The sequence below is a fragment of the Acidovorax sp. ST3 genome, assembly GCF_003231145.1.
In the GTDB taxonomy this organism is placed as follows: Bacteria; Pseudomonadota; Gammaproteobacteria; order Burkholderiales; family Burkholderiaceae_C; genus Acidovorax.
This window is the reverse complement of record NZ_QKVP01000002.1, coordinates 715,155-739,445: the sequence shown is the minus strand read 5'-3', so window position 1 is coordinate 739,445 and position 24,291 is coordinate 715,155. Positions and strand designations below refer to the sequence as shown.

Here is a 24,291-nt window from a genome sequence, read left to right as displayed (position 1 = left end):
CATTTGGTCTTACAGATGTCCGTTTGTGGCCGCTATGCGAAGTATTGAATTCCCAGCCAAACAAGAAGTGCGCTGAAAGCCGCCACCTGAATACGCTTGCTAATTGCATTCAGACGGTCAATTTCTACATCGAGTTGCGCAGATTTTTCTGAAGACTTTCGCTTGCTTAGCCTGGCGATCTTTACCGCCATGACTAGCTGCACAACGACAAATATGAGCAGAATTATTGCGACTTGATACTTGGTCATAGCGGCTTCTTCTGGTCGAGTTGAACGGCATCAGCCAGCGGCCGGTAGTGGCCGAATTCTGCCCCACGGCGTGGGGCGCTGGCGGGCCTGAGTAGACGGTGGGTGTAACCTGTCCGTCAACCAGAAGCCAAAATGCGGCGCTGAATGCGTGCCTTGCCTGATGAAGATGTGGCCCAGGCCGCCGGGCGTTGCCCTTCCTGCTGGTGCGACCAGCCCAATCTGGCGGATATGCTTGGCGAGCCGCTCAGCAGCTTGCGTGACCACCCCCACCGCCTCGGAGGCTGGGGCCAAGGCCGTTGGGCCAAAATACGATTACAAAAGTAAAATCATTCCATGCTCGATGACCGTGCCAAGTTGTTGCTCAAAGCCCTGGTCGAGCGTTACATCGCTGATGGGCAGCCCGTGGGATCGCGGACGCTTTCTCGTGCGTCTGGCCTGGATTTGTCTCCAGCCACGATTAGAAACGTCATGGCGGACTTGGAAGAACTGGGCCTGATTGCGAGTCCACATACCTCCGCAGGCCGCATTCCCACCGCGCGTGGATACCGTTTGTTTGTGGACACGATGCTGACGGTGCAGCGGGAGTCGGTCATGCCGGCGCAGTTGGCTCCGGAGCAACCCCAAAAGGTCATCGCCAACGCCGCACAGCTGCTGTCCAACCTTTCCCAGTTCGTCGGTGTGGTAATGGCACCTCGGCGTACTTCCGTATTTCGCCACATAGAGTTCCTGCGACTCTCTGAAAAGCGCTTTCTCGTCATCATCGTGTCGCCGGAAGGTGACGTACAGAATCGTGTGATCTTTACCGAGGTGGATCACTCCCAGTCGCAACTGGTCGAAGCCTCCAACTTTTTGAATGCCCACTATGCCGGACTCGCGATGGAGCAGGTGCGAGAGCGTTTGAAGTCCGAGGTCGATGTGTTGCGCGGAGAGATCGCATCGCTCATGCAGGCGGCAGTCAACGTAGGGTCGGAGGCGCAGGACGAGGTGGTGATATCTGGCGAGCGCAACCTGCTCTCCGTCAGTGATTTCTCCAGCGACATGGGCAACCTGCGCAGGGCATTCGATTTGTTTGAGCAGAAGACGCAGATCCTTCGCCTTTTGGATATTTCAAGCCAAGCGGAAGGGGTACGCATTTACATCGGCGGCGAGAGCCAGGTCGTACCTTTTGAAGAGCTCTCGATCGTCAGCTCCCCTTATGAGGTAGATGGCAAGGTGGTGGGGACTTTGGGTGTGATTGGTCCTACCCGCATGCCATACGACCGCATGATCCAGATCGTGGACATCACCTCCAAGCTGGTGTCCAACGCTCTCAGCCATCGCAAGTAAGCCCCTACAATACGGTGCTTGCCCCGTTGTATAGCGCTGGAGCATGGCTGGGGGCGTTAGCTCAGTTGGTTAGAGCAGAGGACTCATAATCCTTTGGTCGTTGGTTCAAGTCCAACACGCCCTACCACCCTCGATTGCAGGGTGGGCCCAACAACAAATGACGTGTTTTGTGATTCAAATCGCGCAGTTTGTTTTTGGAGCCTTCATCGTGCATTACAATCTCGGCTTGAGTTGAATTGACTGTCTGTTTGCAGGGCCTGACTCAGGAAAGCAATCAGAAAAAAGCAAATTTCAAGGGTATCCAAGAAATCATGCTATAATTCAAAGCTTAGCGGCTGTAGCTCAGCTGGATAGAGTACTTGGCTACGAACCAAGGGGTCGTGGGTTCGATTCCTGCCAGCCGCACCAACAGGTAAGCCCTGCAAGTCTATGATTTGCAGGGCTTTTTCCTTTGACTGGAGCTGATAAGCTGTTTTTCCACAAGCCAGTTGTGGGGGGCTTTGTGGGGGACTTTTGGGTAGAAAAGCCAAGCGGTCTTGCCCTACCTTCCCGTTGCGCAAGTACCGTTCGAGTTGCCCGAGCTGGTGAGGCAACTGTCGGCCAGGAGCAGCCGACGGCGGTGGATGAAAGCGGACACTCCACGTTGAAGTTGACCCGCACGCAACAGCAGTGCGCCGCACCAGGTAGGCGCGCCCATGCGCCTCGCGACGCATTGCTGTTGAGTGGTCATGCCAAACAACCTGTTAGGTGGTTTAACCAAAAAAGTGCCTCTTCAAGCCGAGCGCGATGAAGACCAGGATAGAGAGCGCGACCACTTGCAGAAGCCCCTTCGCACTCACCGACCGCCGTTGCGCTGTTTGCTCCTTCAGGAAGTCTGAGAACGATGCACGGATATCTTCTTCCAGTTGGATGAGCCCCGTGATGCGGGCGTGCTCCTCTGGATTCGTCTTGGCGTCGAACTGCCGCAGTTGATCTTCGAGCGCGCTCTGACGCTTTCGAGAGTCGGCCAAAGGGCCAAACAGCGGGAATTTAGGTCTATTCATCAATGGTCGCGCAAGTGATGTAATCCGCGATGACTGCGGGATGAGGAAGAGTGTGCGGATTGTTCTGGACACTGACTCATCCTGGAAGTGGCCTGCTGCCTATGGTTGGAGGCGGATGGTTACCTAAATATCGAGGCATAAAAATTCCGCGAAGCTTGGCAATCGTCGGCCGAACAGAACATAGCTTGGCAGCACTCAAGGGCCGACCTCTTTAGCGGCACGTTTCGCGCTGCGCTCAAGCCGTTTTTTAATCAATGGCCGCTTTGGGGAATGGAGCCCTCCGACTGCTCAGGGCCCAAAGCGGAAGTCAAGAGCGTAGCCGAGACAAAAAATTTTGCCCCTTAGTTGCTCGTTGCCTTGATGATGTTCAGAACGATGAGCTGGGGCAGGAGTGCAGTCATTCCAATAGCAATCCACCACCAGCCCTTCCTACGTAGGCTCTGCACTTCGGCATCACCCTCTTTGCCAAGCTGAATGATTTGATATGCATTCAGGTGTCCGAGCCGCTTCATCAGCTTCAGCTTTTGGGGAAGGAGCCAGACTGCTCCGACAACTATCCAAAGAACCACCGAAGCGAAAAAAACGGATACGAGCGTCATTAAGAATGCGAAGGTCTGCTATTAGCCGGATTCTGCCCCACGGCGAGAGACGCTATCGGGCTCTAAGCCGAAGTTAGGGTTTGCGATAGCGCTTTTGACGTTCGCGGTGGATTTGCAGATCGTCGGACATCGATTTCGACCTTCCAGCGCCAAAAATGGAAACCCAGCCTGCAAACAGGGAAAGCACGGCAGGGAGAAGAATCGTCGTGAGACCCATGCCATCTCGCGCCAACTTGAAGGCCATTGCGGCAAGTACCAATGCAATGCCTCCAATAACTAGGCGCCTCGCCCAGAGAAACGTCCCCTGCATAAGGCGCTCTGCCCCAGAGACAGGCTCGTTGGAGCCAAACTTGTCTTCAAAGAACGCCTGCCAGAAGACCCAGAAAATAATGGGAGCCAGCAGTATTGCGAAGAAGGCTCCCTCCCCATCCATCACAAGCCAGGCAGAGAGAGAAACCAAGACGATGCCTACTGCAATGAGAACTCTGCGCTCCATAACTTCCCAGCGCTCCATGCCTTCTCCTCAATGAGTGGGTGAACGTCTGCTCTTGGCCGTATGCCGCCTTTGGCAGGTGATAGCGAGCATACCGTCACCTCTGCAACCCCAGTTCTTTGATGATGCTTCGGTCGGGGAAATTTGGGGGATTCTGTTGGTCAGGGCTGTACATAACAGTACGAATTGAGTCGGAACGGACGGCTTTCAACTGTGTAAAATCAACGACTTGCAGGCGGCTTGGAAACTACGAACCAAGGGGTCGTGGGTTCGATTCCTGCCAGCCGCACCAATGTTTAAAGCCTGCAATCGCAAGATTGCAGGCTTTTTCATTTGTCCAGGCGCTTTGCGCTGATTGGAGAGTTCTGGCGATGAGCAAGGCTTTTACCAAGGAAACCGATAGTGCCGACGATGACGAAGGATTGGCGCTGCCTCCTTTGCCGCCGGGTGGCAAAAACTACATCACCCCGTCAGGCTATGCACGCCTGAGGGCAGAGCTGTTGGATCTCATTGACAACGAGCGACCGAAGATCGTGGATGTGGTGCACTGGGCGGCCAGCAACGGAGATCGGTCTGAAAACGGCGACTACCTCTATGGCAAGAAGCGCCTGCGCGAAATTGATCGGCGCATCCGTTTTTTGACCAAGCGGCTCGAGATCGCCGAGGTAGTGGACCCCAGTTTGCATGCGGGCAGTGAACAGGTGTTCTTTGGGGCCACCGTCACCTACTCCGACGACGAGGACGGTGAGCGCACTATCACCATCATGGGCATCGACGAGGCGGACAGTCGTATGGGTCAAGTCAGCTGGATTTCGCCTGTGGCGCGGGCTCTGTTGAAGGCTCGCGTTGGGGACCAGGTACAGCTACCCGCGCCGGGTGGGGTGCGGCGTTTGGAGGTGGTAGAGGTGCAGTACCCGCCTCAGAGTGCTCCTGCATAACCTGTTTGCGCACCAGCGGAGGCGCGTGTACCAATTGCAGAGAGAGCTCGGAGCTTGATGCGCCGTGCTGAAGTGTCAGGGCTGCGGCGTGATTCTTGCCGCCCGCAGCACCGCCTGCGTACGCCGCAGGTTGCGCAATGCCAGCTCAAGGTGGGCTTGGTCGCGAACCGCCACGATGAATCGCAAATCCGTGGTGTCCAGGGCTGCCTCATCGTCCATATCCACATGGGTGATATCGGCCTCTGAATTGGCAAGCTCTGCCGCCACGCGCGCCAGCACCCCCTTGCCGTTGTTCACGGTGACGACCACGCCCGTTTCGAACATGCGTGTGGGCTCGTCTGACCAGTCCACGGCAATGAACCGTTCGCTGTCTTTATGCTGAAGCCGTTTGGCAACACTGCAATGTGCGTTGTGCACGACCAGCCCCTCACCGCGGCCCAGATAACCAACGATGCTGTCGCCTGGCACGGGGCGGCAGCAGGTGGCGTATTGCACGGAAGCATTCTCGCTACCGTCCAGCGTGACGGCCCCTTGCGACAGGTTTTCGTGGGATGTGTAGCGCTCACGGGTCATGAGCAGGGCGTCCGGACGGTGGCCATGCTCTGACATCAACACCATGAGCCGTTTGGCGACGATGCTGGCAATGCGTTTGCCCAGACCCAGATCGGTCATCAGCTCGCTGCGCGTGCGGTTGCCGGTAAAGCGCAGCAGTTTGTCCCACAGCGGTTGGGTCTCGGCGTTGACGGGGGGCAGCTGTTCGAGGCCTTCCGCGCGAATCGCCTGGGTCAACAGTTTTTCGCCCAGCCCTTCGGACTCGGTTTGGGCCAAGGTCTTGAGGTAATGACGGATCTTGGACCGTGCGCGACCTGTACGCACAAAACCCAGCCACGCAGGGTTGGGTGTGGAGACTGGGGCAGTGATGATCTCGACCACGTCACCGTTTTTCAGTTCCGTGCGCAGCGGAACCTGCTCGTTGTTGATTTTCGCAGCGGTGGTACGGTCGCCCACGTTGCTGTGAATCGCGTAGGCGAAATCCACTACCGTGGCACCACGCGGCAAGGCCATGATCTGGCTCTTGGGCGTGAAGACATACACCGCATCGGGAAACAGGTCCACCTTGACGTGGTCCCAGAACTCCGCCGCATCCCGCGTTTCGTTCTGGATGTCCAGCAGGGACTGCAGCCACTTGGTTCCTAGCCGCTCAGCGGCAGTGCCTTCTCCGTCCTGGGCCTTGTACAGCCAGTGCGCTGCCACGCCGGCTTCAGCAATCACATGCATCTCGTCGGTGCGCATCTGGAACTCGATGTTCACGCCCGAGGGGCCAACCAACGTGGTGTGCAGCGACTGGTAGCCGTTGAGTTTGGCAATAGCAATGTGGTCTTTGAACTTGCCGGGCACCGGCTTGTACATCTGGTGTAAAACACCCAGGGCCGTGTAGCAATCGGTCACGGTGGGCACAATGACCCGAAAGCCGTAGATATCCGTCACCTGGGCAAAACTCAGGTGCTTGAGGTCCATCTTTTGATAGATGGCGTACAGCGTTTTCTCGCGCCCAGCCAGACGCACCTTCATACCAATCTTGGAAAAGGCGGCATCCACTTCTGCCTGCACTTTTTGAACCAGATCGCGTCGGCGGTTGCGGGATTTGTTGACCGCCTTGGCCAGCGTGGCGTAGCGCCAGGGGTGCAGGTGCCGGAATGCCAGGTCCTGCAGTTCGCGATAGGTCTGGTTCAGGCCGAGGCGGTGGGCGATAGGGGCATAGATTTCCAACGTCTCGGACGAGATGCGGCCCCATTTGCTGCGCGGCATGTCCGACAGCGTACGCATGTTGTGGGTGCGATCGGCCAGTTTGATGAGGATGACGCGCACATCCCTCGCCATGGCCAGCAGCATTTTGCGAAACGACTCGGCCTGGTTCTCTTCGCGGGTGTTGAACTGGAGCTTGTCGAGTTTGGTGAGGCCGTCCACCAGCTCGGCCACGGGGGCGCCAAACCGGTCGATCAGGTCGGCCTTGGTCACACCGCAGTCTTCCATGGCGTCATGCAGCAGCGCCGCCATCAGCGCCTGGGCATCAAGCTTCCACGCCGCGCACTGTGCGGCGACCGCAATGGGATGGGTAATGTAGGGCTCGCCACTGTTACGCAATTGTCCCAGGTGGGCTTCGTCGGCAAAGCGGTATGCCTGGCGCACCTGTTCGATGCTGGTGGCGTCCAGGTAGTCCAGGCTGTCGGTCAGTGCGGCGAAGCTGGCCGCAGCCGCGTTGGCGGCCGCGGCGGCTGCCGAAAGATTGCCTGCCGGGGCCGGTTCACCGGGCCGGGGCTGCGTTGCAGAAGGTGAGTTGAGCACCGCGTTCATGCCTTAAATGTAGCGCGGGACAGCGCCAGAGGACTTTTGGGCAAAAAAAAGCACCGCTGGCGCGGTGCTTTTGGATGGGCTTTGCCCAGAAAAACGTTCAACCGGGAACCTTCTTGAGCATCTCCAGGCCCACTTTGCCTTCGGCGATCTCACGCAGGGCGGTCACCGCTGGCTTGTTGCGGCTTTCAATGCGGGGAGCATGGCCCTGGCTCAGCATGCGGGCGCGGTACGTGGCGGCCAACACAAGCTGGAAGCGGTTGGGGATCTTTTCCAGACAGTCTTCTACGGTGATGCGTGCCATCGTTTACTCCGGGGATTCAGGTGATATTGAGCGACTGGAAGGTGTCAGCACGGGCGCGGCGCTGGGCGGCGTACTTGAGTCGCTGGGCGTGAACTACGGCTTTCAGGTCGAAAAGCGCGCGCTCAAACAACTCATTGATTATAACGAAGTCGAATTTGCTGACCTGCGCCATCTCTTCGGCCGCATTCTTGAGGCGGACCTCGATCACCTCTGGTGTGTCCTCACCACGCCGCTCCAGGCGAGAGCGCAGCTCTTCCCAGCTGGGCGGCAGGATGAAGACCAGCACGGCGTTGGCGAAGGCCTCCCTGATCTGCAGCGCACCCTGGAAGTCGATTTCCAGGATCACATCCGAGCCCTGGGCAATGCGCTCTTCGATGGCTTTCTTGGAGGTGCCGTAGCGGTTGCCGTGCACATGCGCCCACTCCACGAAGGCATTGCTCTGCACCATCGCGTCAAACTCGGATTGCGACGCGAAGTAGTAGTCGCGGCCGTGTTTCTCCTGGCCGCGCGGGGCGCGGGTGGTGTGTGAGACCGAGAGGTGAACGTGCGAATCCAGCTCCAGCAGTGCCTTGACTAGGCTGGACTTGCCGGCACCACTGGGGGCTGCCACTACGATGAGATTTCCAGGATAGTCCATGGTTGATGTGCGCCAGGCGCTATCAAAAAATGAGTGTTATTCGATATTTTGCACTTGCTCGCGCATCTGCTCGATCAGTACCTTCATGTCCACGCTGATGCGGGTGAGGTCGAGCGCGGCAGATTTGGAGCCTAGGGTATTGGCTTCGCGGTGCAGCTCCTGGATCAGAAAGTCGAGGCGTTTGCCCACCTCGCCGCCTTTTTTCAGCAGGCGCTCAATCTCGTCCAGGTGCGAATCCAGCCGAGTGATCTCTTCGGCCACATCGATGCGGATGGCAAAGGCCGTGGCTTCGGTCAACGCGCGGTCGCGGGCGGCCTCGGGCAGCGTGGAGCCATCGGTGAGGGCCATCGCCTCTTTCCAGCGCTCCATGAAGCGCTGGCGTTGCTGCTCCACCAGCAGCGGCACCATGGGAACGGCCTGTTCGGCCAAGGCCCGTAGCTGCTTGACGCGATCCAGCAGCATGGTCGCGAGGCGTTTGCCTTCGCGTTCCCGTGCGGCCAGCAAGGCGGTCAGGGCTTCTTCGGCCAGGGCGGGCACGGCCTCGCTCCAGTCTTCGCTGCCCGAGTGTGCGTTGGCGCACAGGCGCAAGGCGTCCGCCACGGTAAGGGGCGCCGCGCTGGGCAGCCAGGCCCGCACGGAGTCTTGCAGAGAGTTCAGGCGCTGCAGCAGCCTGGCGGGTGGGTCTTGCAGGCTGTTGCCATCGTCGCTGTCGAGGGCCGCCCGCACTTCGACCTTGCCGCGCTTCAGGCGCGCTGTGAGCAGTGCGCGCAGCGTGGGCTCCATGGCGCGCAGCTCGTCGGGCAGTCGGAACGACAGGTCCAGAAAGCGGCTGTTGACGGATCGGATTTCCAGTCCCAGCCTGCGCGTCTGGGGGGCGCGGGCGTCGGTTTCAGCGCCAGTGGCAGATGCGCCATGCTGTGCGCTGGCGTATCCGGTCATGCTGTAAACTGCCATTGGACTTTTTGATGGTTGCTTGCGATCCGGCGATTATCCGGGTTCCGCCTTACCCCCGAATCATCTTCGCAAAATATGTCAAAAATCAAACCGGCCCCCTTGCCGCCCGATACCGCAATTGGCGGCTACCGTGTGGTGCGCCGGTTGTCCTCCGGTGGTTTTGGTGTGGTCTATCTGGCCCTCGACGCCGAAGGCCAGCAGGTCGCCATCAAGGAATACCTTCCCTCATCCCTCGCGACCCGCGCTCCGGGTGAGCTGCTGCCGAAGGTGCCCCCCGAAAAGCTTTCGCTGTACCGCCTGGGGCTCAAGAGCTTTTTTGAAGAGGGCCGCTCGCTGGCACAGATCTCGCACGCCTCCGTGGTGAGCGTGCTCAATTTCTTCCGCGAGAACGAAACCGTCTACATGGTGATGAACTACCTGGAGGGCGCGACCCTGCAGGACTTCATCATCACCGCCCGCGACCTCAAGACCCAGAAGGTGTTCCGCGAGTCCACCATCCGCTCGCTGTTCGACGAGGTGCTGCGCGGCCTGCGCATCGTGCACCAGCACAAGATGCTGCACCTGGACATCAAGCCCGCCAACATCTTCATCACCGACGACAACAAGGCGGTGATGATTGACTTCGGCGCGGCGCGTGAAGTGCTGAGCAAGGAAGGCAATTTCATCCGTCCCATGTACACCCCCGGCTTTGCAGCGCCCGAGATGTACCGGCGCGACTCGCAGATGGGGCCGTGGACGGATATCTACGCCATCGGCGCCTGTATTTACGCCTGCATGCAGGGCTTCCCGCCCAACGAGGCGCCGCAGCGTGTGGACAAGGACCGCCTGTCGCTGGCCTTGACCAAGCTGCGCGGTGTGTATTCCGACAACCTGATCGAGGTGGTGGAGTGGTGCATGGCTCTCGACCCGCTGTCCCGCCCCCAGTCGGTGTTCGCCTTGCAAAAGGAGCTCAGCCGCGAAGGGGAGCGCCGCTACACCAAGCTCACCGTGGCCGAGAAGATGCGGCTGCAGCTCGACACCCTGGTGTCTGACACCAAGAAGAATGTGCAGAAGGTGGGTGAAGCCACCGGAATCGGAGCCAAGCCCAAATGAACCAGGCACACGCAATGCAGGTTCGGGCGAGGCATGTGTCCATGGATGGCGCCCCGGTGCATCCTCGTTTGCGTGAGTCCTTATGAAGTTCTCGGTATTCCAGATCAGCCGCCGCGGCGGCCGCGAGAAGAACGAAGACCGCATGGGCTATTGCTACACGCGCGAATCGGGCCTGTTTGTGTTGGCCGATGGCATGGGCGGCCACCCCGAGGGCGAAGTGGCCGCGCAGATTGCGCTGCAGACCATCTCGGCGTTGTTCCAGCGCCAGGCCAAGCCCCAGCTCAAGGATGTGCAGGAGTTCTTGTCCGGCGCGTTGCTCGCGGCGCACCACCAGATCCTGCGCTACGCCACAGAAAAAGGCATGCTCGACACCCCGCGCACCACCCTGGTTGCGGCGGTGTTGCAGGCCGGTACCGCGACGTGGATCCACTGCGGCGATTCGCGGCTTTACATGGTGCGCGATGGCGACCTGCTCACCCGTACGAGGGACCACTCGTACATGGAACTGCGCAACACGCCGCCGCCCGGGCTGGAGCGCATCAACCGCAACGTGTTGTTCACCTGCCTGGGCTCGCCCACCAAGCCCATCTACGACATCACCGGCCCCGTGTACCTCGAGCAGGGCGACCGCATTCTGTTGTGCTCTGACGGCCTGTGGGGCACGCTCAGCGACGACGAAATCGCCAAGCAGCTGGGCCGCAACACCGTATCGCACGCCGTGCCCGAGCTGGTGGAAGACGCCCTGCGCAAAGCCGGGGACAGCAGCGATAACGTGACGGTGGTGGCCCTGGAGTGGGAGACGCCGGATGCGTTCGAGTCCACCCAAGGCGTGTCCACCGACAGCATCAGCGACGATGTGTTCGCCTCCACCATCCAGGCCGGTCCGCTCGATGGGCTGGTGGATGACCTGGACGATGCGGCCATCGAGCGCTCGATTGCCGAAATCAACGAGGCGATTCGCCGCTCTGCTGCCCGCAAAGGCTGACGGGCGTGATGGGCCCGGCCGGGGCTGCGCAGCCTCGTGCACTGGGCTGATGCCTGTCAGTTGAACCGTTCCGTTTTCTGGCGTGCGCGTTGGGCGACGCTTGGAAGGCATTTTCTGAACACCCAAGAACCATGACCACTTTCATCCGCACCGGCAACCGCGCCGCCAACCAACTGCGCCCTGTGCGCATCACGCGCCACTACACCATGCACGCCGAAGGCTCGGTGCTGATCGAGTTTGGCAACACCAAGGTGCTCTGCACCGCCTCGGTGGAAGAGCGTGTGCCCCCGCACAAGCGCGGTAGCGGCGAGGGCTGGGTCACGGCGGAGTATGGCATGCTGCCGCGCGCCACCCACACCCGCAGCGACCGCGAGGCCGCACGGGGTAAGCAGACTGGCCGCACCCAGGAGATCCAGCGCCTCATCGGCCGCAGCCTGCGCGCCGTGTTTGACCTCAAACTGCTGGGCGAACGCACCATCCAGCTCGACTGTGATGTGATCCAGGCCGATGGTGGCACGCGCACCGCCGCCATCACCGGCGCTTGGGTGGCTGCGCAGGATGCGGTCAACCAGCTGCTGGGCAGCGGCAAGATCACCCAGTCGCCCCTGCTGCAACCCGTGGCGGCGATCTCGGTCGGCATCGTGCAGGGCACACCGCTGCTGGACCTGGAATATGTGGAAGACGTGGATTGCGACACCGACATGAACGTGGTCATGACCGGCGCGGGCCACTATGTGGAGGTGCAGGGCACGGCCGAGGGCGTGGCCTTTACCCGCGCCGAGATGGATCAACTGCTGGGCCTGGCCGAACAGGGCATTGCCCAACTGGTGCAGCTGCAACAGCAGGCGTTGCAAAATACTCCTTAATTGATAGCTGCTGGCGAATATTCCACTAGCGCTTGTGGCCATTTTGACCATGAAAATTGTTCTAGCATCCAACAACCGCGGCAAGCTGGCCGAGTTGCAGGCCATGTTTGCGCCCCTGGGCGTGGAGCTGGTGCGCCAAGCCGATCTGGGCGTGGGCGAGGCCGAGGAGCCCTTCCGCACCTTTGTCGAAAACGCCCTGGCCAAGGCACGGTTTGCGTCGGAGCACACAGGCCTGCCCGCGCTGGCCGACGATGCCGGCATGTGCGTGGATGCCTTTGGCGGCCTGCCCGGCGTGGACACGGCGTATTACTGCACCCAGTTTGGCTACGAGAAAAGCGATGACAATAACGTGCGTGCCTTGCTGGAGCAACTGCAAGGCGTGACCAACCGCCGCGCCGCCATGGTCAGCACCCTGGTCGCCGTGCGCAGCCCGCAAGACCCCGAGCCGCTGATCGCCGTGGGCCGCGTGGTGGGCGAGATCACTACCGAACCCCGGGGCAGCAACGGCTTTGGCTTCGACCCCGTGATGTTCATCCCCGAGTTCGGGAAGACCTTTGCCGAGCTGCCCGTGGAGGTGAAAAACGCACACAGCCACCGGGGCCGCTCGGCCGCGCAGATGCTGGCATTGATGCGCGAGCGCTGGTTGTAGAAGGGCGCTGAACGTGGTTCATATTCCGATCACGCCGCAGGGCGATACCGAGCCCGCCGTGGTGCGCGACATCCAGCACTACATGCGCCCGGGCCTGCTGCAGCTGCCCAGCCTGCCACCGTTGTCGCTATACGTGCACCTGCCCTGGTGCCTCAAGAAATGCCCGTACTGCGACTTCAACTCGCATGAATTCCGCGCGGGTTCCGGCAACGGGGGCGAGGTGCCCGAGCAGCGCTACATCGACGCCCTGATGGCCGACCTGGAGGCTGCGCTGCCCCTGGTCTGGGGGCGGTCCGTGCACAGCATCTTCATCGGTGGCGGCACGCCCAGCCTGTTCTCGCCCGCAGCCATCGACCGGCTGATCGGCGACATCCGCGCCCGCCTGCGGCTGGAGCCCGATTGCGAGATCACGATGGAGGCCAACCCCGGCACGTTCGAGAAAGACCGGTTTCGCGCCTTCCGCGCGGCGGGCGTCACACGCCTGTCGGTGGGGGTACAGAGCTTCAACGACCAGCACCTGAAGGCCCTGGGCCGCGTGCACGACCGCGCCCAGGCGATGGCGGCGGTGGAGGAGGCTGCTGCGTCCTTCGACACCTTCAACCTCGACATCATGTACGCCCTGCCGGGCCAGACGCTGCCAGAGCTGGAGCAGGATCTGCGCACGGCGCTGGCCTTCAAGCCGCCGCACATTTCCATCTACCACCTCACCATCGAGCCCAACACCTACTTCGCCAAGTTCCCCCCGGCCATCCCCGAGGACGATCATGCCTACGCCATGCTCGACCGCATCACCGAGATGACGGGCCAGACGGGCATGACCCGCTACGAAATCTCGGCCTACGCGCAGCCGGGCCACCAGTGTTTTCACAACACCAACTACTGGCAGTTTGGCGACTATCTGGGCATCGGTGCGGGCGCGCACAGCAAGCTGAGCTTTGCCCACCGCGTGGTGCGGCAGGTGCGCTTTCGGGCCCCGACTCGCTACATGGACAACGCCCTGGCCGGCCATGCCGTGGCCCAGGACGACGAGGTGCGCCGCGCCGATCTGCCGTTCGAGTACATGCTCAACGCCCTGCGCCTGCGCGAGGGCTTTGCGCTGCATGACTTCATGGCCCGCACAGGTCTGCCGCTGACAGCGATTGCCAAGGGGCTGGAGGCAGCCGAACGCAAGGGCCTGATTGAACGCGACATGGCGCGCGTGCGGCCTACCGAGCGGGGTTTTGACTTTCTGAGCGATCTGCAGGAGTTGTTTCTGGCGGACTGACCGCGCGGGTTTCAGTCACCCCTCATCGGTAGCGCAACCTCCGCTCAACCGCACTTTGCAGCAAGGATGCGACCCGTGCCGTCCACCTCCAAGTTCAGCCGCTGGGTGTCGTATTCCTTGGTGATGATCTGCCCGGGGCGCAGGATGCGCGCCGTCTGCGCGCCGGAGCGCTGGCGGGCAGATTCAACAACCGATGCGGTGCTGTTTTGCCCCACGACGGACTGTGCGGACTGGGCGTTGCACACGCTGGCGGGGAGTGATCCAGACCCTGTGGCTGCCGAGCCCGCCGACGGCGCGGGTGTCTGCCCATAACCCGCGCAACCGGTGACGGCCGCTCCCAGGGCCAGGCTGCAGGCGACGGCAAAAGGGGTGAGGGTCTTCTTCATCATGGCAGCGGGCTCCTGAGTTCAAAACACCTACCATAGCGGAATGCAGGTGCCACGGGGTTTCCGTAGCAATATGGGCCGGTTTCCAGCCGTAACGGGCTGTTGCCTGCATCGGCCTCCACGGAGCGGCTTCTTGACTTGTATCAAGATGTGTTGCGCAAGGGCAACACACTCACCAGCTGGTCGCATGCCTACCACTCCTCGACGGGTTGCCGTAAGCACGGTTCCGCACAATGGAGCGTCCGCCATTGTGTGTTGGCAGCGGCGGGCCCGTGCCATCTGGGGCTGCGTGATGCGCGGGCCTGTGTCGACGTCGCCGTACCGAACCTTCTGACCATGCCTGACGATTCCCGCCTTCGCCTCATCCGTGCCCTGGGCGACACCCTGGATGGTCTGGACGTGGCGCTGTGCGCGTTTGACGACAGCGACCGCACGCTGGCCTGGAACAGCACCTTCTTCAAGTTCTTTCCAGAGCACGCGGGGCATGTGTACGTAGGCGAGCCCTACGAGGCCAATCTGCGCCGCTTCTACACCCAGCGGCTGGATGCCCAGGAGCTGCCCAACATCGAGCGCTACATCACGGCCGGGGTCGAGCGGCACCGGGCACAGACCCGGCCTTACAGCTTTGAGCACCGGGGGCTGCGCGTCCATGTGTCGTCGTTACCCATCGATGGCGTGGGGCGGGTGCGTGTGTGGCGTGCCGAGGCGCTAACGGCTCAGAGCGCATCCACTGACATGGCTGCGCAGTCCAGCGGCGACATCCACGAACCCGGCTACTTGCGCAGTCCAGTGATCGAAAGCACCGAGCTGTTTGACCGCATTCCCGATGGGCTGATGATCTGCGCGGAAGACCAGCGCATCCAGTGGGTCAACCAGCCTTTCATGCAGATGTACCACCTGCCGGACCGCGCTGCCGCAGTGGGCCTGGCGTTTGACGAGGTGTACCGCCACGCATGGTCCGTCGGGGGCGAGGGCGACATGGCACCGTTTTACGACGGGCTATCGACCCTGCAGGAGCACATGCGGTTTGCGGGGGCACCGTTTGAAGTGCCCTTGCCACGCAGCCGCTGGAGCCGCGTCATCGCCAAGCAGGGCAGCGACGGCACCGTGTTCTACGCCCATGTGGACATCACCGAGCTCAAGCGCCAGCAGCGCTTGCTGGCGCAGGCCGAACGCAGCGCCCGCGACAGCGAGGCGCAATTGCGGGAGAAATCCATCCTGCTCGAAGCCACGCTGGAGCACATGGACCAGGGCGTGGCCAAGATCAGCGCCACGGGGGTGGTCGAGCTGTGCAACCGCCGGGCCATGGAACTGCTGGACCTGCCAGCCGAGCTGATGGCATCCAAGCCCACGCTGGTGAATGTGCTGGCCTACCTGCGGGCTCGTGGCGAGTTCCAGGGCGCATCGCAAGAAGTGCAGGACCTGCTGCGGCACAGCAATGGCGGGGTCGATCAGCCCCAGGTGTATGACCGTCCCCGGCCCGACGGCCGCATTCTGGAGGTCCAGACCGTGCCCATCAAAGGCGGCGGCGCGCTGCGCACTTTTACCGACGTCACCCAGCGCAAGCAGGCCGAGCAGCAGATCCGCCATGTGGCAGAGCACGACGGCCTGACGGGCTTGCTCAACCGCACCGCCTTTTTGCAAGCATTGCAGGCCGCAGCCACCGACGTGCACCGGTCGGGCCGTGGCTTCGCAGTCTTGTACGTGGATCTGGATGGGTTCAAACCGGTCAATGACCGCTACGGGCACGCGGTGGGTGACCAGTTGCTGGTGTGGGTGGCCCGGCAACTGACGCAGGCCGCGCGCGAGGACGATGTGGTGGCGCGCCTGGGCGGCGATGAGTTCGCGCTGCTGCAGCGGGGCGTATCGGACGGTGACAGCGCGTACCGCCTGGCCGACCGACTGGTGCAAGCCCTGGGCCAGCCCACCGAGATCGAAGCGCACGCGCTGCAAATCGGCGCGTCCATCGGCATTGTCCTCTCGCCCGGCGACGGCACCGAGGCCGAAGAACTCCTGCGCAAGGCCGATTCCGCGATGTACCTCGCCAAGGCCACGGGGCGGGGCTGCGCAAGGATTTACGGAACATAAGCGCCGATAGCTCGGGTACTGAATCCATATCCCTTACTGCCGCTGATCGACAGAGCTTGGAGGAATGGGTCCTGTCCTACATGGCCTCAGTAGTCACCGTCCTAACATTGGTCCGTCGATCCCCTCGACATCCCTCCCGCTTGCATCGCGCAAGTGTTCAGCCCGCAATTTGCGGGCTTTTTTTTGCCCGCCCTAAGGCATCAACACAGGGATGAAAAAGCGACTGCGCCGTAGGCCTTTTGCCGAGCCGCAAAGCCCCTGTGTCCATCTGTCGGCACCATTGCGGTACGGGCGATGCCGTCATCACCCAGCCATCCCAGCGCGCTACATCACAAGAATGATTCTGTACAAACCCGGCACGCAATTTCTCTACAAAGGCAGAACGGTGAGCGTGGACTACGTCATCATCAAACGCACCGGTCTGTGGATTCGGTTGGCGCACAGCGAAGAAGTGTGCCGCCCTGAAGATTTGACCCCCATAGCACCGCAGGGAGCGGGGCTGACGAGGTAGAAGGAAGGCTGTACGCAGAGCGCAGGCGTGGTACGGCTCGCTACCGAGATGGCTATCGCAGCTGCCGGGACAGCCACAGCAGCCCCCAGACAATGGCCACCAGCTGAACCAGATTGACGCAGAGCGCTGCCGTATGCACACGACGAAAGTGCTGAATCGCCCCGTCGCTGCTGGCCTCGATCTTTGCGCCGAGCTGCTGCATGGCCTGCAGCAAGTGCTTGCGCAGCAGCGAGACGACGCAGGCATTGACCGCCACGCCGAGGGCAAAGGGATACCTGCCCCAAAGCGCATAGCTGACAAACGCCCCCAGCGACGCCCAGAACGCTGCACGGTAGTACACGTTGAAAAACCCCCGAACGAAGCGCGCGTCCAGTGGGGTGTCATGTTTCAGCGTGAGAAGCGGCAGGCCACCCATCAAGAAGTAGGCGGTGGTGACCAGCAGCGCCACCGTGAAGAAGAACGAGGCGTAGAGGGCGGACAACAACATCTTTCACTCCGTGAAAAGGCTGACCACGTCAGCAGGCAGCTGGCTCACACCAACTCCTACATCCTGCCCATGGATGCGGCAAGGCCCAGCGAAACACAGTCTAGGGGGCAGACGTATTCTTGTGAACCGAGTTGGGGGAGGGTTTTCGGCAACAGACATGTTGCCGTGCGGGCCTGGGCGCACATCTCGCGGTTAGAACTGTGCCGGGCCAAGAACTGGCGGAGACTGTGAGATTCGAACTCACGCCAAAAAAACCTCTATAAATCAATGACTTGCGTTGATGTGCCGAGAAATTTTGGCATACCTCTGAGGCATACCGTTAGTCATTATCACGCATGAAGAGGAAAGGGGCCAAGCGGCTGAGGAGCTACGCAAGGGAGGAGGAGGTCTGGCTTGTCGCTTCCATAAGTAGAGCCCCATTTGTTAACGAAAACTTGCATCATGAAGATGTAGCTCGTGTGCGCTTTGGTAGGCAGCATCGTCGCCGTAGAGCTCACGATCAAGCCGCGCTAGCGCGTTGGCCCGAACATCTAGCAGTCAGTGGATTCAAAAAAGAATTCCTGGAAGGACTGGCACAACGAGCAGCAGCAGGAGCTCGATTTGCTCGCCAAGAACCTCAGTGCTTTCAGACGCATCGGCTGTAGCTATGGAGCACTACCATGCCCTCGATCGATGCCACTAGTATGGCTCACGCCATCGCGGCTGTTGAACGCCAAAAAAAGTTTGTTTGTGATGCAATCACGGCAACTCGTCTTCGCGCTAACTCGCCTCGTTTTTCAATGAAAAATGAAAATCAGGCTGATAAAAAACCAAAAAGGCACCATGTGGTGCCTTTTTTAATATGTCAGTTTGATTTGTCTGCTTCTTCGCGCAGCTCTATACCGAGAATATTGAGAATGCTCTCCAAGGTGTCATTATATTCAGTGCGCCACAGAATTTCACATACTTCTATGAGTGCAGTTTTCTGAAGGGCAGTTAGCTTCGTCAGCTTTGCCGACAGTGCAGCCGGAAAACCGTCATCATAAAAACCATCTCCGGGTAAATAGTTCCAGATTGGATTATCGTTAGTATTCAAAATAGTAATGAAATCGGTGCTGGTTAGCTTGCCCGATAGCTCCGCTCGGCCTTCCTTCATGAGCCTGAAAAATCGTACCATGGAACTTTGAGAAACAAAGTTTGCTGATACATGTTCTCGGTCTCGCATGTCTCTATCTAATTCACTTTCACATTCTGCATGTGCTGCATGAATCCCGCGGCGTGAATTGAGTTCCTCACCGATGTAGGCGATTCTGGACATACCATCGAAGTCAAAATTCGCTCGATACTCCAACCCATCCTCAGCTCCAATCAAGTCGTGAAAAGGCTTGTTGACAGAAGGATTCAGGAGGTTGCGTCGACGTGTGCGAGTCTGTTCTTTCAATTTCTCTTGATTTATGAAAAGAACAGTGGAAGTGTCGGGGCTTTGAATTTGGGTGGGTTGATTTGGCATTGTAAAAATCGATTAATTTTGGAAAATCTGTAGCTGGAGGCAGGGACATCATACGAGCGCAATCGAGCGGGCTAATTACATACAGCGCAAGCAATGCCTATAGTAGTTAGATGCAATAAATACGATCCTGGCGTCTTGGGTTTTCTATGAACGGAGCGCTTGGCGGCAACATAGGCACCTGCGGTGCCAATGTTATTTAGTGACTCAAACTGCTTTCATCGGGTTCTTGGTGCAGTTCCACCCCAAGCATGTTGATTGTAGATTCCCAACTTTCGATGTATGGGTTGCGCCAAACTGATTCGCAAAGGTCCATGAGGGCGATTTTTTCAAGGGGTGACAATTTCGAAATCTTTTTTGCGATATATGGGTTTGGGCGGGGGAGGTATTCCCAAATAGGGTCTGCCATATAATCCAGCATGCAGATGATTTCACTTACTGTGAAAACGCCTGATATTCCTTCGCGACCAATCTCCAGAAGATTGAAGTACCGCTCCATAGCGACCTGAGAGACGTAATTTGCTGACACAAGTGAGCGGGCATATCCCTCGTCTTCCTTATCGATGAGTGAGGCATGAATGCCTCGGCGTGTTTTAATTTCATCTCCAAGATAAGTAATTCTTGATTTTTCAAAGAAGTCGATGTCCGAGCAATACTCTAGACCTTCCTCGCAGCCCACCAATTCGTAAAACATCTTGTTAATTGATGGGGCTGGTGGCTCAATCTCTGTGTTTTGGGATTCCACTCTTTTCTCTGTTGCAAAGTGGGTATTAGGTTGATTGGTGGTGTTCATGTGAGGTTGTGTTTCGTGATTTGACATGAAAAATCTCCTGCGAAGCGTGTAAGTACTGTATTTGGTACAGGCCAGATAACGAGTCAATTAAAGAAGTTTTAATTGTTTGTCGCTCTTGCAATGCCTACAGTGTATACACGCAACAAATCGGTTTGCAACAACTTTATGAAAATTTTTTGGAAAGAGATTAAAAGAATGAGTTTTTTAGAAACCAGTTTTTGAAAGATTAGTTTTTATATTTCGGGCCCTAGATGAGGAACGTACTGGATTCAATAGTTCAATTTCAGATCCACGCATGAAAGATGGGTCAGCTACAGAACTCTTACCTTGCCTTGTCGAGCCCAAGGGAATCTCTTCTCGTACTCCGTAGGCTTGGTCAGCGTCGAGAGGGTGAGTCGACGAGGTGATGCGTATGGATGAACATACTGCCCGAGACAAGCCCTCTTGTTCAGCGCTGCGTGATGGTCTTTGCTGTGAGAACTTTAGTCATGCGTTGCTAAAGAACCGGCGACGCTCTCTGATTTGAATCGCCGGTATTCCGTGCCTGATCACAATGCGGCAAATACTCGAACTACATCGGTAACAGGTAACGCGTAACAAATAATGCCCCTAAGGTAAATTCGCGGGCTTGAACGAGCTCGTTACGCCGTTACCGTTATTCAAAGTGCCAGTTGGATCTTTAGGAAGAGAGCGATTTCTTCAGCCGCGCTGGCAAGGGTGCGATGTAAGAACCTGAGGTGGGGCAGCTCGCCTCGTTCCCCGTGCTACACTAATGGCTCATCAGCGCTATATCTGCGCAAGAACACGATCCCACTGCCCATCGCTGGCAGCTCTCGGGGCCGTGTTCTTTAAAAATTCTTGCCAGCCGGAAGGTCGTAGCAGCCCAGAGCGTTCAGAGGGGCTGACGCAATACGACGGGCTCCGGCACTCCCTTGTGTCATCGCTGCCGACCTCATTGGTCCGCTCACCTTTGTGTCCAGGTCGGACACGCACCCCAGATTCTCTAACTGTCGCAGCCTGCGCTGCAGACAGAAATCCTGCTTGCGCTCTCGCAAGTCAGTCCCCGAAAACGCCCCCGGTTTCGGGGGCAGACCCGACAGGAACAATCATGCAAAACAAGATTCTGAGTCTCATCTTTCGCAACGACAACATCTCGTCTTTCGACTTCGACGTGGAGCCAGCGCTCCCCGGACGCATCACCAGTTCAAAAGGAGGCTTCGAGGTCGCTGGGTTTGGCCAGGACGGTAAGTACCGCATCCTCTCCCGCAAGACCGGACAATTGGTGGACATAGCACCCAAGCAGTTGGACAAAGCAACGCTTTTCGCTCACATCGGTCAAGACTATTGCACGAGGCACTTCACCAAGCCGGACCCTGAGACCGGCGGGAGGGAGTTCGACCTCAACAGGCTCATATTTCAGATTCGCCAAGAGTGCGACAACTTCGGCCCCGCAAATCTGGAAGATGTTCGAGGGCCTGGCATTTATCTGGACGACTCGGGATTGGTTGTGAACTACGGTGATGCTGTGTTTGACCAAGCCGACACTCCTGTATCAACCAAGCCCACGCCGACACGGGCGTACATCGCAGGGCAAGGACTGGGCTTCTCACGAGAAACCCCGTGCGCAACGGCCGACGAGGTGGAATCGGTGGAGCAGGCATTCAGGTCATTCGCCTTCGAACAAACCTGGGGAGGTGCAGCCTCTCTCGGTTGGTTTGCCAGCTCTGTACTCGGGGCGGTGCTACCCAACAGCCCGTCCGTCATCTTGACTGCCGAGAAAGGAGCTGGGAAGTCAACATGGGTCAGCCTCCAGGTGGCCCTTCTGGGACAGCAGGCCATCTTGCGAGACGGCGTTCCCTCAGCGCCGCAGGTGCTTCATGCGGTGAGCGAGAAGTCAGTGACGCTCATCTGCGACGAATTCGAGCCTCTCAAGCGTTCAAAAGCGCAGCTGGAGAGCCTGACCGAAGTGTTCAACAGCGGATTCACCAAAAGCACAGGCAAAGGCAAATTCACACGGGTCAGTGGCAAGTCTCTGCGGTACTTCAACCCACCCAGCGGTGTCGCGCTCTGCGGTATCAACGTACCGGAACTTGATGATGCCCTGGAGAGTCGCTCCGTACGCCTCTCCATGGTTCGGAAGGACCGGGCGGGCGAATCAAAATGTCGCTTGCTGAACACTGCCAACGGTGAGGCCCGGCTGCTGGGGGCTCGGCTGCGAAGGTTGCTGGTCAGTCGCTGGCAAGTCGTGCACGACACTCGTGCACAAGTGCATGAGATGCTGCAATCCATCGGACACTCCGACCGCTTCGCTGATACCTACAGTCCGCTGGTCGCGGGGTATATCGGCCTGAAGCACGCTGCAGTCCCCGAACGCCATATCCTGGAGGAACTTCTCGTCCAATGGAGCTTGAACGAGGTTCGAGTAGAAGAGCTGGACACTCCGAGCGAAGCATGTCTGAGCACCTTGCTCGACCGCAAGGTGGTCATCAAAGTTCGTGAAGGTGACTCTCTTGCCAGGACGCACATGCGATTGCGGGATGCCATTCACATGATGGCCGGAAGGGAGGGCGATCAGCAGAGGAAAGACATTGCTTATCAACTGGAGCTGCTGGGTGTTCGACCCTTGTGCGACGAGGATGGGGGGACTTGGAGGATGGCGGTGGCGGCTTCTCAGCACCATCGCGAAATGCGCTTGCTGACCACGGGAACGCCCTGGGCTCGCGGAGCGTGGAAAGACGCACTTTTGCGTTTGCCTGGTTCGGCAAAAGGTCAGGCAAGGCTGGCAGGCGAGAGTGTGAAGGTGGTCATCGTCAGACTTCCTGACTCGGTGTTGAACCCGCTCGCCAGCGAGTGACGAGAAGGGCGCTCAGAGCACCTTGATTGCTAAGGTGTCCCGCGCCGCCCATATATATGTGTACTGCAAGATGGAAGCCTTGTACCTTTGTGCCCGGGTGTGCTGACTTGAGCATCAACCCGGCACACGCTCTCGCACAGGAGGAAGGCCATCTTGGCGCTCTTGTGCCGAGTGAGTTGGGTCAATTCATCAACTTTCGCGAGAAAGATATGAATAAGAGGAGATACACACAAGTTTCTTCAAATTGCCCCGGCACACCCAGCACATCGGCAAAGGCGGGGATTGCTCCCCGCAAAAATCCCTCTCAGCCCAGCGTGACGTTGCCGATTCGCACGTTACACATGCGCCGCTGGATGCCATCGATGCGTGTGCGCGTCTCTTGCAGCTCTTTCAGGTGCTCTTTCATGCGCTTCCAGAACTGCACCACACTTACCTCGCGCATGGCATTTGCCAGGCACCATGTACGGTATTCATCGAAAACCTTGTCCTTCGGGGTAGTGCAGCAGGTCAGCAGTTCGACTCCGACGTCGTCAAGCCAGGCGATGACGGAGTTCGTATCTGCTTTCGCTTCATGCAGCATAGCCGTCATTGCAGGAGGCATGACGGGGTCGAAGCAACCACGTATCTGCAATCGCTGGAGGCCTTCCAGCGCCCAGTTCAGCACGCCAGAAAGCTCGTCTTTGATGATGGCGTCCGCCAACATTGGGTCGCGCTTGCGTTCCGGGATAGTGATGCCGAACGGCACGATGTCCCAGCGCCTCCAGAAGCCTGTGCTATGGTCGGTGATAGCGGGAAGGTTGTTGCCGAGAACCAGCCATTTTCCCCGAACGTGGATGCTCACGGGCTCTCGGTACTTTCTATCGACCGCGATGCGCTCTCCGGCAATCATCGACTTCAGGCGCTGCTCGTCGATGGGTTTGCGCGGGACCTCATCAACGTACACGAGGCTTGCTCCGACCAGCACCGAGAGGTGAAACCCCGCAAGTTGGTCCAGGGCAATTGCGGCGATTCGTCCATGAAGTGCTTGAACAATGTTCGCCAACACGCCTTTGCCGTTAGCTCCCTCACCTAGCCAAAACTGGGCCCTCTGATATCGTGCGTCAGCTAGCAAGGTGTAGCCGATGTATTCCTGAACCCGAGCTCTGACATCAGCATCAGGCAATACCTGAGTCAAGAAAGCGTGGAAGCGAACCGGCGGGTCCCGTTCCGGCTCGAAACCGCAGGACAGACAGTGCGTCAAGCCTAGCGCAGGGTCTGCCGGTCGCAGGACCAGGTCGGTTCCATCAAGGTGGACGTAGCCAGAGAGTGTCGGAATGACCACCTGATGCGTCAGGGGCGGAACAGCGGGTGCAAACAGACACGCTGATCGAAATGACTTCCGGGCGTTTTCTGGATTCGCCCATTCGGTGTTTTGCGCGACCAGCCAGTGGTACGCCTCTTTCTCTGACTCCGCTTCATCGACGGCGGACCAGTGCGTTCCGGTCCAGCGGTAGAGCAGCGCCGCGTCAGATGCCATCCGGGAGTCGGAGATGACGTGGGTAGCGTAGCTATGGGGAAAGAACTTGGCGGACTTTCTGTCGCTCATTGCAGGCTCTCATAATCCGGTGCTTGCGCGACTTGTGAAGACAGCCATGGGTCCGTTTCAGCTACGCACCAGCGTAATGTGCGGTCGCTGTTCCACCCGTAATGGTCATCACAAGCGCCGAGGCTGTGGTGTAGCTCTTGGTGTATAGCTTCTGAGCTGTAATCGAGGAGAAACGCGCTTTCTTCAATAGATAGAGAGCGGGACAAAGTGAACATAGATAGCTCCGTGCCGGTGTTTGTTCTGAGCACGAAACGACCGACTGCCTATCCCGTGCCCGCTGGCGGCACGACTACGGCCTCAGCTTGAGGTCTAGCTAGTTTTTTTATCCTTTCTGAACGAGCTACGAAAAAT

General features: G+C 58.9%; 22 protein-coding genes and 2 tRNA genes. 11 read left to right on the top strand and 13 right to left on the bottom strand.

Going from position 1 to position 24,291, the window contains the following annotated elements; genetic code table 11:
* Window positions 1-32 precede the first annotated feature (32 nt).
* The gene (locus tag DNK89_RS08250; RefSeq protein WP_110959667.1) at window positions 33-248 is read right to left on the bottom strand and encodes a hypothetical protein; all 216 of its coding nucleotides are present in this window, start codon (window positions 246-248) and stop codon (window positions 33-35) included.
* 333 nt (window positions 249-581) lie between these two features.
* Between DNK89_RS08250 and hrcA the strand changes: the two genes are divergently transcribed.
* The 3 genes from hrcA (at window position 582) to DNK89_RS08235 (ending at window position 1,982) form a co-directional block, all read left to right on the top strand.
* The gene (hrcA, locus tag DNK89_RS08245; protein WP_110959666.1) at window positions 582-1,574 is read left to right on the top strand and encodes a heat-inducible transcriptional repressor HrcA; all 993 of its coding nucleotides are present in this window, start codon (window positions 582-584) and stop codon (window positions 1,572-1,574) included.
* Between the two features lie 50 nt (window positions 1,575-1,624).
* Window positions 1,625-1,701 (top strand) — tRNA-Ile (locus DNK89_RS08240).
* Between the two features lie 204 nt (window positions 1,702-1,905).
* Window positions 1,906-1,982: transfer RNA gene (locus DNK89_RS08235), tRNA-Arg, on the top strand.
* 344 nt (window positions 1,983-2,326) lie between these two features.
* Here the strand turns inward: DNK89_RS08235 and DNK89_RS08230 are convergent.
* The 3 genes from DNK89_RS08230 to DNK89_RS08220 form a co-directional block, all read right to left on the bottom strand.
* Window positions 2,327-2,689: a hypothetical protein gene (locus DNK89_RS08230; protein WP_153064266.1), complete on the bottom strand. Its 363-nt coding sequence runs from the start codon at window positions 2,687-2,689 to the stop codon at window positions 2,327-2,329.
* A gap of 269 nt (window positions 2,690-2,958) precedes the next feature.
* Complete coding sequence (locus DNK89_RS08225; RefSeq protein ID WP_110959664.1) at window positions 2,959-3,216, bottom strand: hypothetical protein; 258 nt, start codon at window positions 3,214-3,216, stop codon at window positions 2,959-2,961.
* Window positions 3,217-3,289: 73 nt separating this feature from the next.
* Window positions 3,290-3,730, bottom strand: coding sequence for a hypothetical protein (locus DNK89_RS08220; RefSeq protein ID WP_110959663.1), 441 nt, complete (start codon window positions 3,728-3,730; stop codon window positions 3,290-3,292).
* Window positions 3,731-4,080: 350 nt separating this feature from the next.
* Between DNK89_RS08220 and greB the strand changes: the two genes are divergently transcribed.
* Window positions 4,081-4,647: a transcription elongation factor GreB gene (greB, locus tag DNK89_RS08215; RefSeq protein WP_110959662.1), complete on the top strand. Its 567-nt coding sequence runs from the start codon at window positions 4,081-4,083 to the stop codon at window positions 4,645-4,647.
* Between the two features lie 75 nt (window positions 4,648-4,722).
* Here the strand turns inward: greB and DNK89_RS08210 are convergent, their stop codons facing one another.
* The 4 genes from DNK89_RS08210 to DNK89_RS08195 all read right to left on the bottom strand — a co-directional run bounded on the left by DNK89_RS08210 (window position 4,723) and on the right by DNK89_RS08195 (window position 8,894).
* Window positions 4,723-7,002, bottom strand: coding sequence for a bifunctional (p)ppGpp synthetase/guanosine-3',5'-bis(diphosphate) 3'-pyrophosphohydrolase (locus DNK89_RS08210; protein WP_110959661.1), 2,280 nt, complete (start codon window positions 7,000-7,002; stop codon window positions 4,723-4,725).
* Between the two features lie 97 nt (window positions 7,003-7,099).
* The gene (gene rpoZ, locus DNK89_RS08205; protein WP_005794722.1) at window positions 7,100-7,303 is read right to left on the bottom strand and encodes a DNA-directed RNA polymerase subunit omega; all 204 of its coding nucleotides are present in this window, start codon (window positions 7,301-7,303) and stop codon (window positions 7,100-7,102) included.
* Between the two features lie 16 nt (window positions 7,304-7,319).
* Complete coding sequence (gmk, locus tag DNK89_RS08200; protein WP_015012785.1) at window positions 7,320-7,940, bottom strand: guanylate kinase; 621 nt, start codon at window positions 7,938-7,940, stop codon at window positions 7,320-7,322.
* Between the two features lie 36 nt (window positions 7,941-7,976).
* Window positions 7,977-8,894, bottom strand: coding sequence for a YicC/YloC family endoribonuclease (locus DNK89_RS08195; protein ID WP_110959660.1), 918 nt, complete (start codon window positions 8,892-8,894; stop codon window positions 7,977-7,979).
* Between the two features lie 75 nt (window positions 8,895-8,969).
* Here DNK89_RS08195 and DNK89_RS08190 point away from each other — a divergent pair, with 75 nt between their 5' ends.
* The 5 genes from DNK89_RS08190 to hemW all read left to right on the top strand — a co-directional run bounded on the left by DNK89_RS08190 (window position 8,970) and on the right by hemW (window position 13,750).
* Complete coding sequence (locus DNK89_RS08190; protein WP_015012787.1) at window positions 8,970-9,986, top strand: serine/threonine-protein kinase; 1,017 nt, start codon at window positions 8,970-8,972, stop codon at window positions 9,984-9,986.
* A gap of 82 nt (window positions 9,987-10,068) precedes the next feature.
* Window positions 10,069-10,971 carry a PP2C family serine/threonine-protein phosphatase gene (locus DNK89_RS08185; protein WP_110959659.1) on the top strand — a complete coding sequence of 301 codons (903 nt, stop codon included), beginning with the start codon at window positions 10,069-10,071 and terminating at the stop codon, window positions 10,969-10,971.
* 131 nt (window positions 10,972-11,102) lie between these two features.
* The gene (gene rph, locus DNK89_RS08180) at window positions 11,103-11,837 is read left to right on the top strand and encodes a ribonuclease PH (RefSeq protein ID WP_110959658.1); all 735 of its coding nucleotides are present in this window, start codon (window positions 11,103-11,105) and stop codon (window positions 11,835-11,837) included.
* Between the two features lie 49 nt (window positions 11,838-11,886).
* Window positions 11,887-12,486 (top strand): RdgB/HAM1 family non-canonical purine NTP pyrophosphatase, encoded by a 600-nt coding sequence (gene rdgB, locus DNK89_RS08175; protein WP_056641312.1) that lies wholly within the window; start codon window positions 11,887-11,889, stop codon window positions 12,484-12,486.
* A gap of 13 nt (window positions 12,487-12,499) precedes the next feature.
* On the top strand, window positions 12,500-13,750 hold the full coding sequence (gene hemW / locus DNK89_RS08170; RefSeq protein ID WP_203422220.1) for a radical SAM family heme chaperone HemW: 1,251 nt from the start codon (window positions 12,500-12,502) through the stop codon (window positions 13,748-13,750).
* Window positions 13,751-13,794: 44 nt separating this feature from the next.
* Here hemW and DNK89_RS08165 read toward each other — a convergent pair whose 3' ends face one another.
* On the bottom strand, window positions 13,795-14,139 hold the full coding sequence (locus tag DNK89_RS08165) for an I78 family peptidase inhibitor (protein ID WP_110959657.1): 345 nt from the start codon (window positions 14,137-14,139) through the stop codon (window positions 13,795-13,797).
* Between the two features lie 333 nt (window positions 14,140-14,472).
* On the opposite strand from DNK89_RS08165, the gene DNK89_RS08160 reads away from it, so the two are divergent.
* Window positions 14,473-16,224 (top strand): GGDEF domain-containing protein, encoded by a 1,752-nt coding sequence (locus DNK89_RS08160; protein WP_110959656.1) that lies wholly within the window; start codon window positions 14,473-14,475, stop codon window positions 16,222-16,224.
* Between the two features lie 563 nt (window positions 16,225-16,787).
* Here the strand turns inward: DNK89_RS08160 and DNK89_RS08155 are convergent.
* From DNK89_RS08155 to DNK89_RS08150, 3 genes are all read right to left on the bottom strand, one after another.
* Window positions 16,788-17,222, bottom strand: a complete 435-nt coding sequence (locus DNK89_RS08155) for a hypothetical protein (protein ID WP_110959655.1) — start codon at window positions 17,220-17,222, stop codon at window positions 16,788-16,790.
* Window positions 17,223-18,066: 844 nt separating this feature from the next.
* Complete coding sequence (locus DNK89_RS24215) at window positions 18,067-18,711, bottom strand: hypothetical protein (protein WP_153064265.1); 645 nt, start codon at window positions 18,709-18,711, stop codon at window positions 18,067-18,069.
* A 196-nt stretch (window positions 18,712-18,907) separates the two neighbouring features.
* Window positions 18,908-19,501 carry a hypothetical protein gene (locus DNK89_RS08150; RefSeq protein WP_153064264.1) on the bottom strand — a complete coding sequence of 198 codons (594 nt, stop codon included), beginning with the start codon at window positions 19,499-19,501 and terminating at the stop codon, window positions 18,908-18,910.
* A 1,108-nt stretch (window positions 19,502-20,609) separates the two neighbouring features.
* Here DNK89_RS08150 and DNK89_RS08145 point away from each other — a divergent pair.
* The gene (locus tag DNK89_RS08145; protein WP_110959653.1) at window positions 20,610-22,355 is read left to right on the top strand and encodes a hypothetical protein; all 1,746 of its coding nucleotides are present in this window, start codon (window positions 20,610-20,612) and stop codon (window positions 22,353-22,355) included.
* Between the two features lie 304 nt (window positions 22,356-22,659).
* Here the strand turns inward: DNK89_RS08145 and DNK89_RS08140 are convergent, their stop codons facing one another.
* Window positions 22,660-23,940, bottom strand: coding sequence for a phage/plasmid primase, P4 family (locus DNK89_RS08140; protein WP_110959652.1), 1,281 nt, complete (start codon window positions 23,938-23,940; stop codon window positions 22,660-22,662).
* Window positions 23,941-24,291: the final 351 nt, after the last annotated feature.

Coding starts and splice junctions, on each gene's coding strand:
- DNK89_RS08250 (WP_110959667.1), bottom strand. CDS start 248: ATGACCAAGTATCAAGTCGCAATAATTCTGCTCATATTTGTCGTTGTG.
- hrcA (WP_110959666.1), top strand. CDS start 582: ATGCTCGATGACCGTGCCAAGTTGTTGCTCAAAGCCCTGGTCGAGCGT.
- DNK89_RS08225 (WP_110959664.1), bottom strand. CDS start 3,216: ATGACGCTCGTATCCGTTTTTTTCGCTTCGGTGGTTCTTTGGATAGTT.
- DNK89_RS08220 (WP_110959663.1), bottom strand. CDS start 3,730: ATGGAGCGCTGGGAAGTTATGGAGCGCAGAGTTCTCATTGCAGTAGGC.
- greB (WP_110959662.1), top strand. CDS start 4,081: ATGAGCAAGGCTTTTACCAAGGAAACCGATAGTGCCGACGATGACGAA.
- DNK89_RS08210 (WP_110959661.1), bottom strand. CDS start 7,002: ATGAACGCGGTGCTCAACTCACCTTCTGCAACGCAGCCCCGGCCCGGT.
- rpoZ (WP_005794722.1), bottom strand. CDS start 7,303: ATGGCACGCATCACCGTAGAAGACTGTCTGGAAAAGATCCCCAACCGC.
- gmk (WP_015012785.1), bottom strand. CDS start 7,940: ATGGACTATCCTGGAAATCTCATCGTAGTGGCAGCCCCCAGTGGTGCC.
- DNK89_RS08195 (WP_110959660.1), bottom strand. CDS start 8,894: ATGGCAGTTTACAGCATGACCGGATACGCCAGCGCACAGCATGGCGCA.
- DNK89_RS08190 (WP_015012787.1), top strand. CDS start 8,970: ATGTCAAAAATCAAACCGGCCCCCTTGCCGCCCGATACCGCAATTGGC.
- DNK89_RS08185 (WP_110959659.1), top strand. CDS start 10,069: ATGAAGTTCTCGGTATTCCAGATCAGCCGCCGCGGCGGCCGCGAGAAG.
- rph (WP_110959658.1), top strand. CDS start 11,103: ATGACCACTTTCATCCGCACCGGCAACCGCGCCGCCAACCAACTGCGC.
- rdgB (WP_056641312.1), top strand. CDS start 11,887: ATGAAAATTGTTCTAGCATCCAACAACCGCGGCAAGCTGGCCGAGTTG.
- DNK89_RS08165 (WP_110959657.1), bottom strand. CDS start 14,139: ATGATGAAGAAGACCCTCACCCCTTTTGCCGTCGCCTGCAGCCTGGCC.
- DNK89_RS08160 (WP_110959656.1), top strand. CDS start 14,473: ATGCCTGACGATTCCCGCCTTCGCCTCATCCGTGCCCTGGGCGACACC.
- DNK89_RS08155 (WP_110959655.1), bottom strand. CDS start 17,222: ATGTTGTTGTCCGCCCTCTACGCCTCGTTCTTCTTCACGGTGGCGCTG.
- DNK89_RS24215 (WP_153064265.1), bottom strand. CDS start 18,711: ATGCCAAATCAACCCACCCAAATTCAAAGCCCCGACACTTCCACTGTT.
- DNK89_RS08150 (WP_153064264.1), bottom strand. CDS start 19,501: ATGAACACCACCAATCAACCTAATACCCACTTTGCAACAGAGAAAAGA.
- DNK89_RS08145 (WP_110959653.1), top strand. CDS start 20,610: ATGCAAAACAAGATTCTGAGTCTCATCTTTCGCAACGACAACATCTCG.
- DNK89_RS08140 (WP_110959652.1), bottom strand. CDS start 23,940: ATGAGCGACAGAAAGTCCGCCAAGTTCTTTCCCCATAGCTACGCTACC.